Source organism: Deltaproteobacteria bacterium, from assembly GCA_016183175.1.
Taxonomy (GTDB): Bacteria; UBA10199; UBA10199; order UBA10199; family SBBF01; genus JACPFC01.
The window spans coordinates 44,802-58,588 of sequence record JACPFC010000016.1 but is presented as its reverse complement, the minus strand read 5'-3'; the positions used below and the strand labels follow the sequence as shown (position 1 = coordinate 58,588).

General features: G+C 52.1%; 17 protein-coding genes. 12 read left to right on the top strand and 5 right to left on the bottom strand.

Going from position 1 to position 13,787, the window contains the following annotated elements; genetic code table 11:
- Positions 1-47: 47 nt before the first annotated feature.
- Complete coding sequence (locus tag HYU99_02025) at positions 48-557, bottom strand: hypothetical protein (GenBank protein MBI2339130.1); 510 nt, start codon at positions 555-557, stop codon at positions 48-50.
- Between the two features lie 153 nt (positions 558-710).
- Between HYU99_02025 and maf the strand changes: the two genes are divergently transcribed.
- Together maf and HYU99_02015 are read left to right on the top strand one after the other, a co-directional pair.
- On the top strand, positions 711-1,307 hold the full coding sequence (gene maf / locus HYU99_02020) for a septum formation protein Maf (protein ID MBI2339129.1): 597 nt from the start codon (positions 711-713) through the stop codon (positions 1,305-1,307).
- Positions 1,304-2,245, top strand: a complete 942-nt coding sequence (locus tag HYU99_02015) for a metallophosphoesterase (protein MBI2339128.1) — start codon at positions 1,304-1,306, stop codon at positions 2,243-2,245. The genes maf and HYU99_02015 overlap by 4 nt, the downstream gene beginning before the upstream one ends.
- On the opposite strand, the gene HYU99_02010 is transcribed toward HYU99_02015, so the two are convergent.
- The gene (locus HYU99_02010) at positions 2,169-3,728 is read right to left on the bottom strand and encodes a phosphoenolpyruvate carboxykinase (GenBank protein MBI2339127.1); all 1,560 of its coding nucleotides are present in this window, start codon (positions 3,726-3,728) and stop codon (positions 2,169-2,171) included. The genes HYU99_02015 and HYU99_02010 overlap by 77 nt on opposite strands.
- Before the next feature lie 216 nt (positions 3,729-3,944).
- On the opposite strand from HYU99_02010, the gene HYU99_02005 reads away from it, so the two are divergent.
- A complete protein-coding gene (locus tag HYU99_02005; protein MBI2339126.1) occupies positions 3,945-4,310 on the top strand; it encodes a hypothetical protein in 366 nt (121 codons plus the stop codon).
- 38 nt (positions 4,311-4,348) lie between these two features.
- Entirely contained in the window at positions 4,349-5,947 is a 1,599-nt protein-coding gene (locus HYU99_02000) for a peptide ABC transporter substrate-binding protein (GenBank protein ID MBI2339125.1), read from the top strand.
- Here the strand turns inward: HYU99_02000 and HYU99_01995 are convergent.
- Positions 5,936-6,184 (bottom strand): type II toxin-antitoxin system HicB family antitoxin, encoded by a 249-nt coding sequence (locus HYU99_01995; GenBank protein ID MBI2339124.1) that lies wholly within the window; start codon positions 6,182-6,184, stop codon positions 5,936-5,938. The two genes, HYU99_02000 and HYU99_01995, sit on opposite strands and share 12 nt — an antisense overlap.
- 77 nt (positions 6,185-6,261) lie before the next feature.
- Here HYU99_01995 and HYU99_01990 point away from each other — a divergent pair, with 77 nt between their 5' ends.
- Positions 6,262-6,594: a type II toxin-antitoxin system RelE/ParE family toxin gene (locus HYU99_01990; protein ID MBI2339123.1), complete on the top strand. Its 333-nt coding sequence runs from the start codon at positions 6,262-6,264 to the stop codon at positions 6,592-6,594.
- Entirely contained in the window at positions 6,581-6,880 is a 300-nt protein-coding gene (locus HYU99_01985; protein MBI2339122.1) for an XRE family transcriptional regulator, read from the top strand. Before HYU99_01990 ends, HYU99_01985 begins: the two co-directional genes overlap by 14 nt.
- A gap of 128 nt (positions 6,881-7,008) precedes the next feature.
- Here the strand turns inward: HYU99_01985 and HYU99_01980 are convergent, their stop codons facing one another.
- The gene (locus tag HYU99_01980; protein MBI2339121.1) at positions 7,009-7,293 is read right to left on the bottom strand and encodes a hypothetical protein; all 285 of its coding nucleotides are present in this window, start codon (positions 7,291-7,293) and stop codon (positions 7,009-7,011) included.
- 30 nt (positions 7,294-7,323) lie between these two features.
- Here HYU99_01980 and HYU99_01975 point away from each other — a divergent pair, with 30 nt between their 5' ends.
- From HYU99_01975 to HYU99_01950, 6 genes are all read left to right on the top strand, one after another.
- Positions 7,324-7,647, top strand: a complete 324-nt coding sequence (locus HYU99_01975; GenBank protein ID MBI2339120.1) for a hypothetical protein — start codon at positions 7,324-7,326, stop codon at positions 7,645-7,647.
- A 55-nt stretch (positions 7,648-7,702) separates the two neighbouring features.
- The gene (locus tag HYU99_01970) at positions 7,703-8,650 is read left to right on the top strand and encodes an ABC transporter permease (protein ID MBI2339119.1); all 948 of its coding nucleotides are present in this window, start codon (positions 7,703-7,705) and stop codon (positions 8,648-8,650) included.
- 49 nt (positions 8,651-8,699) lie between these two features.
- The gene (locus tag HYU99_01965; GenBank protein MBI2339118.1) at positions 8,700-9,500 is read left to right on the top strand and encodes an ABC transporter permease; all 801 of its coding nucleotides are present in this window, start codon (positions 8,700-8,702) and stop codon (positions 9,498-9,500) included.
- Between the two features lie 31 nt (positions 9,501-9,531).
- A complete protein-coding gene (locus HYU99_01960; protein MBI2339117.1) occupies positions 9,532-9,837 on the top strand; it encodes a hypothetical protein in 306 nt (101 codons plus the stop codon).
- Positions 9,795-10,415, top strand: coding sequence for a nucleotidyl transferase AbiEii/AbiGii toxin family protein (locus tag HYU99_01955; GenBank protein MBI2339116.1), 621 nt, complete (start codon positions 9,795-9,797; stop codon positions 10,413-10,415). Before HYU99_01960 ends, HYU99_01955 begins: the two co-directional genes overlap by 43 nt.
- 511 nt (positions 10,416-10,926) lie before the next feature.
- Positions 10,927-12,786, top strand: coding sequence for an N-6 DNA methylase (locus HYU99_01950; GenBank protein ID MBI2339115.1), 1,860 nt, complete (start codon positions 10,927-10,929; stop codon positions 12,784-12,786).
- On the opposite strand, the gene HYU99_01945 is transcribed toward HYU99_01950, so the two are convergent.
- Positions 12,772-13,770 (bottom strand): MamI family restriction endonuclease, encoded by a 999-nt coding sequence (locus tag HYU99_01945; GenBank protein MBI2339114.1) that lies wholly within the window; start codon positions 13,768-13,770, stop codon positions 12,772-12,774. The two genes, HYU99_01950 and HYU99_01945, sit on opposite strands and share 15 nt — an antisense overlap.
- Positions 13,771-13,787: the final 17 nt, after the last annotated feature.

Here is a 13,787-nt window from a genome sequence, read left to right as displayed (position 1 = left end):
CCCGTAGCTTGACCCGGCTTTGCCACTGGAGGGGGCTTTGCCTGCCCCTAAAAAGGTCCGGCGATATATTTGAACCCCCCGTAGAAACCCTCGAAATCGGACACCCCGCCGGGATAACTTTCCGGTTTCGAGACATACACAAAATCAAAAACACACTCGTTCATCTTCAGCACCACTGTGTCGAGAACAATCTCTGCCCCGTCCACTTTGCCGGCAACCGCGGTCCGCAGGGCTTCCCTCCCGTCGAGGTTCAAGATTTTTTGAAAACGGCGCCTCTGGGCTGTGATATTGTAGAAAAGCTGGTTTGTCAGTATTTTCAAGGGGGCATCGTCAAAACTCCCCTTGCAGAAAGTAGAGATGCTGATCGTCCGGCCCGAGGCTGACTGTTCAAAGAGGACCGCCCTGTAGGAAAAAGATTTGCGCCGCCAGGTTTCCGGGAGAGGCCCCACGCGAAAACTCCCCCCTTCGGTGATGACAGCGCCGTTTCGATAACCTTTGACGCTTCCGCGCTTTTCCACCCCCCCGCCGAAGCAGGAGAAAAGAACAAGCACAGCCAAAATGCAAAATCCCCCCCAACCCCCCTTTGAAAAAGGGGGGGGTGTCCGAGATTCCCCCCCTTTGGAAAAGGGGGGCGAGGGGGGATTTGCATTTAGAAATTTCACTTTCATCAAAAATCATCTAAAGTTAGAAGAATAACGAAAATGACGATAATCGACAATAAAATTAAAAAACTGATTCTGGCCTCGGCCTCTCCCCGGAGGTCTTTTTTGCTCAAGGAACTGGGGCTTCACTTTGAGGTCTTTCCGGCCGATGTCGATGAAGCGGTTAGAACAGGTGAGACGCCGTCCGAATGCGCCAAAAGACTGGCTGTACAGAAGGCAACAATAGTTCTGAAGGGGAAAAAACCGGAAAAAGACCGACCCCTCTACTCTCTTGGCGCCGACACGATCGTGGTGATGAACGGAAAAATTTATGGCAAGCCGCGTCATGAAGAGGAGACTATCGCCTTCTGGCGCGCCCTGGGGGGGCGGACTCACGAGGTGATTACCGCCTTTGCGATCGCGGAACTTCCTGATAGAATTGTCTGTGAGGAGGCAGTTTCATCGCGGGTGACGCTTAAGGCGCTCTCCGACGGCGAAATAAGGGAGTATTTGGCAACGGGGGAGCCGTTTGACAAGGCGGGTGCCTATGCCGCGCAGGGGCTGGGACAAAAGTATGTGGAAAAAATCGAGGGATCGGTAACAAACGTGATCGGCCTCCCGCTGGAGGCGCTGTTGCCGTGGTTGAAGAAGTTAAAACTTCTATGAGACATATTCGAGTCAAAGAATTTTTTCGGATCCTCTACCAGAAAAAACCGGTTCAATGGATCGTTTCGGTCTTTATCGTTCTTTTCTTCCCCATTATCGGCCTCTATGCTCATGTAATTGAGCCGCGGCTGGTAAAAATTTCGCACTTAAAGATTCCCATCAGGAAACTGCCGCGATCGTTCAATTTGTTCCGCATCGTCCAGATCAGCGATCTTCATTTCGGGCCGACCAACGATTCAGTGTCGTTTTTGAAAAAGTGCATCGACAAGATCAACAACCTAAAGCCCGACATCGTGGCCTTGACCGGCGATTTTCTTCAGTGGGACTCAAAATACATCCGTCCCCTGGCCCAGTTGCTATCCGGCCTTAAGGCCAAAAACGGCCTCTTTGCGGTTTTGGGAAACCACGATTACGGCGTCTGCCACAAGGGGCATCCCCCCACCGACCCCATCGATCACGAGGAGGTGATCCATCATTTCGAAAAAAGAGGCATCCGCGTTTTGCACAATGAACGGGTGAAAATGCAAAAGGGAAATGATTGTCTGGAGGTCATCGGCGTGGGGGATTATTGGACCCCGCATTTTCAGCCCGACAAGCTCTTGACCCGCGAGGCCGTCCCGACCATCCTTCTCTGCCACAATCCGGACGGTTTGAGCAAAATGGAAAATCTCCATTTCGACCTGATGCTTTCGGGGCATGTCCATGGGGGGCAGATCAGTTTCCCCTTCATCGGGCCTCTGGCGGTGCCGGTGGAAAGGAGGCACCTCCGCCGCGGATTGCATCGGTTGAGCCAAAAATGGCTTTATGTGAACCGCGGGCTGGGATACATCTTCAAGGCGCGGCTGTTATCGCGGCCGGAGATCACCTGTCTGGATTTGGTGAATCAACCGGCCCCGCTTGCCGAATCTCCTCCGTCACATCTCCCTCAAACTCCTTAAAATTGGCTTGAAATAATCCGACAAGATGTTTCGCCTTTTCGTCGTAGGCCGAAGGGCTCGACCATGAGGCCTTGGGATTAAGAATGGATTGGGACGAAACGCCGGGGCATTGGGTGGGAACTTCAAAGCCAAAATAAGGATCTTTCACCATCGGCGCCTTCAACAATGCGCCTGAAAGCGCCGCTTTCACCAACGCGCGTGAATCGGCGATGGAAAAGCGCTGTCCCACGCCATACGGCCCGCCGGTCCAGCCGGTGTTGACAAGCCAGCAGGAAACATTGTGGCGATTGATTTTTTCGCCCAAAAGTTTGGCATAGACCGAGGGGCGAAGCGCCATGAAGGGGGCGCCAAAACAGGCGGAAAAGGTCGCCTGCGGTTCCCTGACGCCCCGTTCGGTGCCGGCCACCCGGGCGGTATATCCGGAAAGAAAATGGTACATCGCCTGCGCCGGGGTCAACCGGGCCGCCGGAGGGAGGATGCCGAAGGAATCGCAGGTGAGCATGATCACGTTCTTGGGATGCCCCCCAATTCCATCAAGCCGGGCGTTCGGGATGAATTCCAGCGGATACGAGGCGCGGGTGTTTTCGGTCAGGCTTCCGTCGTCGAGGTTGATCCGGCGGAGAACGGGGTCCATCACCACATTTTCCAAAATCGTCCCGAAACGGTGGGTGCAGGCGTAAATTTCGGGCTCCGCTTTTTCAGAAAGATTAATCACCTTCGCGTAACAGCCTCCCTCAAAATTGAAAACCCCATGGTCGCCCCACCCATGCTCGTCGTCACCGATGAGATTCCGTTCGGGATCGGCTGAAAGAGTTGTCTTCCCGGTGCCGGAAAGGCCGAAAAAAACGGCCGTATCGCCCTCCGGTCCGATGTTGGCCGAGCAGTGCATCGAAAGAACATTCTTGAGGGGAAGCAGGTAATTAAGGACGGTAAAGATCGATTTCTTGATTTCACCGGCATAGTGCGTGCCGCCAATCAGCACAAGCCTTTTGCCGAAATGGAGGAGAATGAACGCCTCGGAATTCGTCCCGTCTTTGGCGGGCTCGGCCAAAAAATTCGGCAGGGCGATGACCGTAAATTGCGGGGCATGGTTTTTTGCCTCCTCCGCGGTCTTCGGGACGATAAACATATTGCGGGCAAAGAGGCTGTGCCAGGCAAATTCCGTGATCACGCGGATGGGAAGGCGATGTTCGGCGGAGGCGCCCGCGAAACAATCCTGGATGAACAGCTCTTTCCCTTTCATGTAATCGAGCATCTTTTGGTGGAGGAGATCGAATTTTTGCGGATCGAACGGCCGATTGACCTTTCCCCATCCCACATTCGCCTCGCTGGAGGGCTCTTTGACGATAAATTTGTCGTTGGGAGACCGGCCGGTGTATTTGCCGGTCGAGGTCACAATCGCCCCATGCTCCGAGAGTTGCGCCTCCTTTCGGAGAAGGACCTGTTCGCAAAGGGCGGCAATGCTTAAATTGCTCTGCATCATTTTACTTGGGGCCCGTTCGGCCCGTTTGTTGCTACTCGCGTCATGAGGTTTCGGGCCTCACATGGCCCCAAACCCCGCTCGCAACTGGCAAAGCCAGATTGCTCGCTTGCATCCGGCCGCTAACATGAAGCCGTTGAAGATTCAAAGAATTTTTTTCCCTCCTTAAATCTTTAAGCTTTGCATCGGGCCTTATTTTAGCTACAATATGAACCATTGATGAATCTTCTGGCTCCAATTTTCTTCTTCGTTGCAACCCTTGGGTTTGCGCTTCCGGCCTTCTCCGGCGAAAGGATCAGAGACTTGATGACCAACCGCTTTCACGTGGACCTCCCCAAGCATGACCGCGGAACCCTTTATGTTGAGGACGATAATGAATTTCTCTTTTTTCCCGCCTTCGACAACCAGGACTACATCCATCTTTGCTCCGGGAGATGGAGCGCCGGCGAGAAGAAAAAAACGGTCACCTTCCGCGGCAAAAACAAGTGCCGCTATCTAAACGGCACCTACACGGTCAGCCATCAGCCGGACGGGCTCTATCTCCATAACCCGGAGAGGAATCTCGTTCTGAAACATCTGGAATAGCGCTCTCTTTTCTTGGCACCTGTCTTAATCCATGTACAATGAACCTCATGTTGAACCGGGTGGTTCTCTCAAGCCTGCTCACGGTCATTTTATTCAATTGTTCCACCCACGATCCACGATCCGCCATTTACGATCTACAAAAAGAAATCCGAATTTCCCTCTCCACCGAACCGCCGACGCTTGATTGGAACCTCGCCACCGACAATGTAAGCTATCAGATTCTCAATCAGCTGATGGAGGGCTTAACGCAGTTTGATCAAAACTTAAACCCGATCCCGGCGGCGGCAAAAAGCTGGGAAATCAGGGAGGAAGGAAAAACGTATGTCTTTCATCTCGACCCCAATTACCGGTGGTCGGATGGAAAACCGGTGACGGCCCGGGATTTCCGTTATTCGTGGTTGAGGCTTCTCAAACCGGAAACCGCCGCGGAGTACGCCTATTTTCTTTTCGACATCATCGGCGCAAGGGAATTCAACCGCGGGAAACTCAAAGACGAAAATCGGGTAGGGATCGAAGTGATTGACGATCTGACGTTAAGGGTGCGGCTGAATCAGCCGATTGTCTTTTTTCCGGCCATCACCACCTTTATGGTAACTTATCCCTTGAGACAAGACATCGTGGAAAAACAGCGCCGGTGGACCGACCCGGAAAATATCGTCACCTGCGGGCCGTTTGTGCTTGAAGAATGGTGGCATGAATACCGGCTGAAACTGGGAGTAAACCCTCATTATGGAGGAAACCCACAACCATCGTTTGACCGCCTGACGATTTTTCTTGTCAGCGACCCTGCAACCAGCCTTTCCCTCTACGAGCAGAATCTTTTGGATATCGCCGGCCCTCCGCCGGTGGCCCTTCCATATTATAAGAACAGTCCGGACTTGATGAGCGTCCCCAAACTGCGCGGGTATTATTATGGATTCAACATAACAAAGAAGCCCTTTGACGATCCCCGCGTTCGTCGGGCTTTGGCCATGAGCCTCGACAAGCGGGAGATCCCGAATATTCTCAAAGGGGGCGAACAGCCGGTCGATTCGTGGATTCCGCCGGGGATGTTCGGGTTTGAGGAGGGGATCGGATTGAAATTCGATCCCGAAAAGGCGCGGGAACTTTTGGGACAGGACCCGCGTCGTTTGCAATTCACGCTGACCTTCAATTCGGACCCCGTGAACAAAAAAATCGCCGAATGGGCGCAGGCGCAATGGAAAAAAAATCTGGGAATTGACGTGAACCTCGACAACCAGGAATGGAAAAGCTACCTCTCACTCTTAAAAACCGATCCCCCCGGCCTCTTTCGCCTCGGCTGGGGGGCCGACTATCCCGACCCGGACAATTTTATGAATCTCTTCACCTCCACCTCGGGCAACAACCATACGCACTGGAAAAGCGCCGAGTTCGACAGCCTGATTGCGCAAGGGTCCGTCGAAAAGGATGAACAAAAGCGCAAGGCCGTATATGACAAGGCGCAAAAAATGCTTCTGGAAGAGGAAGCGGTCATCATTCCCCTTTTCATCCCGATGCAAAATGTGCTGGTGAAGGAGAAACTGAAACCGTTTCCTCTCATTCCGATGGATTTTATGTATTATAAGAGGGTAAATCTGAAATCCGAAGCAACTGGCCCCGGCCCTTTATATCAATGACCAAGAAGCCGACGGAATTCTTCCACACTGATGTCGGCCATCTTGAGAATGCTCCGAAGAGTGCTCTTCCTTTAATACCTCCAGGTAACCTTTAACGGCATCGCGCGCCATTCGTTGAGCTTCCTCGAAGGTATCGCCCTGGGTCACGCATCCAGGTAAAGCCGGAATATAAACGACGTATCCTCCTTCATCGGCTGATTTTTCTGCGTTCCTAAATAATGTAAAGCTTGACCCCATGTTTTCCAACAATGTATGCAATGTATGACCGCAGGTTTTACGATTGACATCTATGTCTCGGATATGAGACACTACTTATGAAACAGGCGATTTTTCATGTCAAAGCAAGAGAGGTGATAAAGACCTTTCCGGATGATGTGCGCAAGGAGGTCGGAAAGGCGATCCTTGAGTTGCAAAAAGGGTACAATCTGTCGATGCCGCTTTCAAAACCGGTGCCCGCTGTTGCACTGGGCGTAGAAGAATTAAGGATCAAAGATGCTTCCGGAATCTATAGAACTTTTTATTACAAGAAATCGTCGAGAGGAATTCTGATATTCCATGCTTTTGTGAAAAAGACGCAAAAAATACCCGATCATGATATTGGCCTTGCGAGAAAACGACTAAAGGAGATGCTCCATGAAGAAACATAAAGCCATCATTGCAAGAAATGCCGCTGAACTTGCAAAGGTTCTTGGTCTTTCTCCGGCCGACGGTGTCGAAATGGAAATCCGCAGTGATTTAAACGGCAAGATCGTCGAAATTGTCGAAAAAAGCGGTCTTACCCATGCCCATGTCGCCAAATTGGCCGGCACGTCGCGAACGCGCATGACCGCCATTCTGAATCGAAATACTCATCAAGTTTCAACAGACTTGCTGTTGAGAATTCTCGCCAGCCTGGGGATTCGGCCAAAAATCAGTTTTTCCAAAGCCGCATAGGGACCATTCAAAAAAATAAACCGTTCCCGGATAGGATAAAGACCTGGCCCGATTTTCGATTGGCTCAAAAGTGAAAAGTGAATATAAGGTGGACCCCATTGTCTAGACAGTTTTTTCTTGTTGTTTGATTAAGGGAAAGAGATGGGACCCACCAAGGTCCCAATCTCTTCCCCCGTCCTTTTCTTTCTTTCTTTTTTTGCTTCTTTTTTTCTTTCTTTAAAATTTCCGTTTTTCAATTTTGACGCTCCTCCAAAGACGCTCCACAAAGCGGTCAAGGCGACGGTGACAGCGATGAAAACGACAGCAGTGATGACGGCGGCACGCCGGGCGAACAGGGGGAAGGGACAAACGACGGAGAAGACAACGACACCGCAGGCGGGGTCATCGTTGTCGAGGACTACGAGCGAGTCCACGGTGCGGCGTTCCTCGGTACCTGGCAGGCGATGGATTACGATTACGACTATTACGATGTCGGCGACCCGTGCGAGTATAATTTTCCCGCCACCATCCGCGGCTATTCGCATGGCGACGTGATTGACTTCGAGACGCAAGGGGACGGTTTGGCCTTTACAGCGGATATCTATCCCGACGAGACATTCGACTTCGACGTCCGCTTCCAGAACTCGGTCGGTCAGCCAACCATCCGGGTTACGTGCACCTGCGATATCGAAAAAGGCTACGGGGACTATTACCCGGACGAGATCCACTGCGGGTGCGAAAGCACCGAGAGCGACGGCCTTTGCCTGCAATATTGGAAGAAATTATGAAATAGAGAGAGAATTTTTCTTGCTTACGGAATGACTTGGCATAGTGTACAAAATCATGGCGTCTTCATTGATAAAGCGCCTCTTGATCAGCCTCCTCACGCTTTTCAGCGTTCTGATTCTCACCTTCCTTCTTCTTCATCTGATTCCCGGAGGGCCGTTTGATCAGGAGCGGGAGTTCCCCCCGGAGATCAAACAAAATCTCTATCAAAAATATGGACTGACACAGAGGGGCGATCAAAATTTCTGGATCTGGTTTGCAGGCGACCTGAAAGCCTATCTTTCATATCTTAAAAAAGGGGAACTGGGCCCTTCGCTTAAATTCCGCGACCGGGATGTTGTGGAGATTATCGCCAAGGCGGTTGTCCCCTCGATGGAACTGGCGGCAGGGGCCTTAAGCCTCGCCCTTGTTTTTGGCGTATTGGCCGGACTTAAGGCCGCCGCTCGGCCGGAGGGTTTGATTGACCGGTTTTTAAAGCTTGCCGGTCCGGTGGTTTTGTCCCTCCCCAGTTTTGTCAAAGCGGTCTTGCTGATCATGATTTTTTCCTTCTGGCTGAAGTGTCTCCCCCCGGCGCTCTGGGAAGGGATTCGCTCCTCCCTTCTGCCCGTTCTGACGCTGGCGCTGGTGCCGCTGGCCTACTTTGCCCAGCTCACCCGCGCCGGCGTTTTGTCGCAACTCCGGCAGGATTACGTGAAAACCGCTCGCGCCAAAGGGGTGCCGGAGGCCGCCATTTTGCTCAAACACGCGCTCAAGAACGCCGCCACGCCGATACTGACGGTGATGGGTCCGATGACAGCCGCGCTGATTACCGGTTCGTTTGTCGTCGAAACCATCTTTTCCATCCCCGGTCTGGGGCGCCATTTTGTGACGGCGGTGATCGACCGCGACTATTTTCTGGTGATGGGGATCACGCTGTTCTACGCGTCGATCCTTATTTTTTTAAACTGGATGGTCGATGTGGGGTATCTCTGGCTCGATCCGAGGATGAGAAAAAGCAGGGGCTAGGGCTTAGGGTTTAGGGCTTAGGGTAAAAGCAGTTACAAACAAACAATAAATGCTTCGTCACAAATTTGTCTCTATATGCTCCCTTTTTCTCCTCCTTCTCTTCCTCTGCGCCCTTTTTCCAAAAATCCTGACGCCGCACGGCTTCGACCGGCAATTTCCACAGTTCCTTCTGATGACACCGACGCATGAGTTCTGGTTCGGGACCGACGAGCTGGGGCGTGATCTTTTGGCAAGAGTGCTTTATGGCGCCCGGATTTCGCTGGCCTGCGCCCTGCTGGCGACGACCATCTCCGCCCTTTTTGGAATTTTTTATGGGAGCCTTTCCGGTTTTGTCGGCGGAAAAATGGACCAGATTCTCATGCGCATTCTGGACGTTCTTTATTCGATTCCCGATCTCCTTTTTTATATCCTGCTGGGACTTTTTTTGGGCCGGAATTTCTGGGGCCTCCTCATCACCCTCTCGTCTTTGGGATGGGTGAGTGTGGCGCGGATTGTCCGGGGGGAGATTCTGAAATACAAGGAACTGCCGTTTGTCGAATCGGCGCAGGCCCTGGGTCTGCCAAGATGGAGAATTCTTCTTCGACACCTGATTCCTCAAACACGCGACCCGATTGTCGTCACCCTTCTGTTTAAAATCCCGGCGGTCATATTGGCGGAATCGACCCTTTCGTTCATCGGCCTCGGTTTGGCTCCGCCCTATTCCAGCTGGGGGACGCTCGCCTCTGAGGGGTATCAGGCCCTCGGGTTTTACCCCCATTTGATTCTTTTCCCGTCGTTGTTTATCTTTCTGACGATCTTTTCGTTTCAGACAATCGGAAACGGGCTGGCGGGAAAAATGGATTCCCATTGAATTTCGGGAGATATGACGGTATGTTATAAAAGTGAAAAATGCTTCGAAAAGACTGCCTAAGGCTTTTTATCCTTATTTTTGGGACATCGATCCAAAAAAAATGGATGTGGTCGCCGGCAAACGATATGTCATCGAGCGTCTGTTGGAGTTCGGCGACGAAGAGGCGTTGCATTGGATGTTTGAAAAATACGACCGGAAGACGATCCGGCAGGTGGCCGTCACCGCCCGCGGCTTAAGCAAATTATCCGGGAATTTCTGGGCGCTCTATTTCGGCATCCCTGAAGAAAGGGTGAAATGTTTGAACAAGCCGTTACTCCTGCCTCACTCGCCATTTTAAAAGAGATTGGTCGGGAGCCCTGTTTTACACGGTTTTATCTCGCAGGCGGCACCGCTCTGGCCCTACAAATCGGTCATCGACTATCTGTCGATCTCGATTTTTTCACGCGGGAAACGTTCAAATATCGCCGTGTAATCGATACCCTCCAAAAAATGGGCGACTTCCGGGCGACACATGAAAGAGAACATACTGTTGTCGGTTTTCTTAATCAGGTGATGGTCAGTTTTTTTCAATACAACTACCCCATGCTGGAAACTCCATTGTCATTCCACGACGTGTCCCTGGCGGGTCTTAAAGATATCGCGGCCATGAAAATCGAGGCGATATCGGGAAGAGGGGTCAAAAGAGACTTTGTCGATCTCTATTTCCTCGGCCTTGCGGGTTTGAGCCTTCAGGACGCGATTGCCGGTTTTCAGAAAAAATATGAATCCTTTAATGCGAATCGGGTGCATCTGCTCAAGGCGCTGACCTATTTTGCCGACGCCGAAAAGAATGAAATGCCGAAAATGTTCAAAAAGGTTTCATGGCAAAAAGTAAAAGATTATTTTATCCGCGAGACAAAACGGCTGATTATCTGAAACGGTGGATATTCAATCCAACCTCATCCAAGTCCTCCGCCAAGCCGCCGAGGCGGCTGTCGCCGCCCGGTTCGTTCCGCCCGCCTCCTCGTCCTCGTTTTCGCGGGGGCGCGCGTATTCTCTTCCTTTGTCCGGTAAAAATCGTGCTTGCAATGCGGGAACAAATCCTACATATATGCACGATATGAACACTACAGCAAGAACTACGGCTGAGGTCGCTACGAGTGTCGGAGTGTCAAAAGACACGATTCTTCGCTGGATGAAACAGGGATCCATCAGAGAGCCGAAGCGCGATAAACACGGTTGGCGAGTGTTTACGGCCTCAGAAACCTCGGCAATTCGTGACTATGCACAGAGCCACGAGACGACGGAAAAACCGGTTAGAAAACCCGCCTCAACATACGAGGCTACTCTGGCGGCGCCCGCTATGCCTGCACAGTCTGATGACCTGGATCACGTTTCATTTAATGTTCATGTGCTGAGCGGAATCTATCGCCGCGCCCATGATCTGATGAGAAATGTTGACGGGCTCCAGCCTCAAGAGGCATTCGATGAACTACTCAAGTACATTTCACTGAAGGAAACGCTTGAAAAACATGGTTTGAATCCGTCAAGTCCGTTCACGCTAATGGGAAGTGATGGGCTTTCAAGCGTGCAGGCAGAGCAAGCCGACACATTGCGCAAGGTATTTGCCGACCACTTTCAGGAAATGGGACAGGGCGCCACTGACTTGTGGAAGGATGCTCGATTCCGGCTTTCGGACAAGTGTCTCATCGCATTGCACGATCTCTTTCAGCCTCTCCAATTCAGTAGCATTCCCTTCGACCTTCGGAGTGCGGCCCTTCGTGAATTTCTTGCGGCACACACAAGGAAAGCATTGGGAATATTTCTCACACCGGATGAAGTGGCCAGGATGATGGTTGATTTTGTGTCTCCGCGTCCTGGCGATAAGGTCTGCGATCCCGCGTGTGGAACCGCCACTTTCCTAATTGAGGTGTTGAAGCATTGGCAGAGGCAAAAAGGCACGGCATACGACGCGAAGAAAGCCGACTTCACTGTCTTTGGCATCGACAAGAACCCTCGAATGCTCCTGCTGGCCGAACTGAACCTGCACCACACGCGCCGGTGTGTCTTCCGCTCGCAACTGGCCGATTCGCTGGCAAGGGGCACAATAAAACAGAACACGTGCGACGCGATATTCACCAATCCCCCTTTCGGCGTGAACATAGATGACAGGGGCCTCGACATGTCGGTTTATGAATCGGCACGGATGCTTGCTTCTGGGGGGGCAAGGAGGGTGCCAAGTGAAGTGTTATTCTTGGAGTTGTGCTTGCGTAGTCTTTCACCGGGAGGAACGTTGGCCATAGTTCTGCCTCGAAGCGTGGTAACAAATGGCTCCCTTGATGTGGCGCGTCGCGCCTTTGATCAATACGGTTATGTCCAGGCGATTGTGTCTCTGCCTTCAGAGACATTTCAGGCCACCGGAACACAAACGACAACAGTTGTTCTTTTTGCCCGAAAGTATGCCGGGAGCGAAGACCGAAAGGCAAATGTTCGTATCTGTGTGTCAAACGTGTCGAATGTCGGCTATGACAGCACTGGACGCAGGCGAGACGGCAGTCAGTTGAATGATCTGGCAAAACATCTCGCGGAGAGCATCTCCAGTCAGAAGGATGTGGCAACATGCTCGCTGACCGTTGCGGTGCCAAAGACAGAAACCTTTTCGCGGCTACCTGAATTGTTGGCGAAACGCATCGCAAGAAACAAGACGGTGTGCCTCAGCGAAATATTGAAAACCGTTACTTGTGGGCGCACGCCTCCCCGAGCCAGTTACACCCCTGAGGGGTTGTTTGTCGTGAAAGTCGGCAACTTAACGGGCAACGGGATCGATTGGAGTCCCAGAGACCGGAACTTCGTTGATCCGGGTGTGTATCGGGTGAACAACAGCGGCGAACGGTATCTCCGAACAGGAGACATTCTCCTGACTGCCGCCGCGCACTCGCCCGTCTACATTGCCAAGAAAGTCGACATCGTGACGGCCATCCCGCCAGAAGTAGGAAGCAAGGCATCGTTCGTCGGCGAGGTAATGCTTCTGAGACCGGATGAGGAGAAAGTTGATCCATTCGTTCTCTTGGCGTACTTGCGACTACCCTCCGTCATGAAAGAGATCCAAGCGATGATTCGGGGACAGACGGCGCACCTATACCCTGACGATGTTTTGAACCTGACCGTTGACGAGCGGGTTGTCAAACCGGATAAAACCTTGAAGGAACTGGCAGATCTTGCGCGACGGGAAGCAGAGAAATTTGCCGAACTGAACAGGATCATGTTCAGGCAGACGATACTCGCGGCTGAGTTAGACAACGATTGAGCGTCTGGCGTTTTCGATATTCTGGCGCAGGGGCTGGGGCAGTGCGCTTGTATGTTCCTTGATATGGGGCCAATACAGTGCATACGCGAGTGCGTCCGCAACTCGTGCTTGGGGCAGGCACCTGTGTGTAATGTGCGTCTGCAATTCGGCTAGAATCTCGCGTTTGCTCCCGGCGTTAGAGATTTTCGCCTTGAGCAGTCGAGCCACCGCCTTGCACTTATCAGCGGTCAGGTTCTGTGATTGGGAATACTCGGGCAATGGTTTCAGGGGATGGCTCACGGCCTTGTCGCGGCTTGGGAAAACCTCGGTGGTGATGGTGTTGTCCGCGCTGATCAAAGAACGATAGATCAGAAGCGGCTTCATCAAGTCGAACTTCAGTTGAAAAGGCCAAAGGTTGAATGGGGCTTTCGACTTGGAAGCCTTGCGAATATTGAAGTAGTAGTCAACAAGACAGTAGGCGAAGCCAGGATTCAGGGAATCAACTCTCCAGATCGAGGCGCGTATTGTTGTGGGTTTCGCCAAGTCCGTGAAGTCAAAGAGGACGAGGTAGTATGAAGCGGGGTCGAGAATGTGCGCAAACTCATCATCGTGCCTGATGCCAATCAGCCACTTGGAATCGTCCTTCCGCTCAATGTTTCCAGAGGAACATTCCGGACATGCTGTCTCAAGGCTGGAAACCGCACCTCCGCAATCGCCACATTTCCCGAGCTGGTCAACACGGTAACATGTTTTGATTTCAGCATACCGGCTGTTTGGCAAAACCAGGTCTTTTCCCCGCGCCCCCGAACGTCCGCCGGGGAATCCAGTGGCGACGCTGACAAGGTGTTGTCCGACGTAACCCATACGAGCTTGGGCAGTTTGCCGGGTGAGAGACGCCCACTTGTTGACCTTTTGTTTAAGGTCAATATAGAGTTCATGAATGAGGCGTTCTGACGCCTCAACAGTACCAAGTGCATATGCCTTGTCGGCCCTGCCGGTAGCCATACGAATCTTGTAGCACC

Coding starts and splice junctions, on each gene's coding strand:
- HYU99_02015 (MBI2339128.1), top strand. CDS start 1,304: ATGAGACATATTCGAGTCAAAGAATTTTTTCGGATCCTCTACCAGAAA.
- HYU99_02010 (MBI2339127.1), bottom strand. CDS start 3,728: ATGATGCAGAGCAATTTAAGCATTGCCGCCCTTTGCGAACAGGTCCTT.
- HYU99_02005 (MBI2339126.1), top strand. CDS start 3,945: ATGAATCTTCTGGCTCCAATTTTCTTCTTCGTTGCAACCCTTGGGTTT.
- HYU99_02000 (MBI2339125.1), top strand. CDS start 4,349: ATGAACCTCATGTTGAACCGGGTGGTTCTCTCAAGCCTGCTCACGGTC.
- HYU99_01995 (MBI2339124.1), bottom strand. CDS start 6,184: ATGGGGTCAAGCTTTACATTATTTAGGAACGCAGAAAAATCAGCCGAT.
- HYU99_01990 (MBI2339123.1), top strand. CDS start 6,262: ATGAAACAGGCGATTTTTCATGTCAAAGCAAGAGAGGTGATAAAGACC.
- HYU99_01985 (MBI2339122.1), top strand. CDS start 6,581: ATGAAGAAACATAAAGCCATCATTGCAAGAAATGCCGCTGAACTTGCA.
- HYU99_01975 (MBI2339120.1), top strand. CDS start 7,324: ATGGATTACGATTACGACTATTACGATGTCGGCGACCCGTGCGAGTAT.
- HYU99_01970 (MBI2339119.1), top strand. CDS start 7,703: ATGGCGTCTTCATTGATAAAGCGCCTCTTGATCAGCCTCCTCACGCTT.
- HYU99_01965 (MBI2339118.1), top strand. CDS start 8,700: ATGCTTCGTCACAAATTTGTCTCTATATGCTCCCTTTTTCTCCTCCTT.
- HYU99_01955 (MBI2339116.1), top strand. CDS start 9,795: ATGTTTGAACAAGCCGTTACTCCTGCCTCACTCGCCATTTTAAAAGAG.
- HYU99_01950 (MBI2339115.1), top strand. CDS start 10,927: ATGAGAAATGTTGACGGGCTCCAGCCTCAAGAGGCATTCGATGAACTA.
- HYU99_01945 (MBI2339114.1), bottom strand. CDS start 13,770: ATGGCTACCGGCAGGGCCGACAAGGCATATGCACTTGGTACTGTTGAG.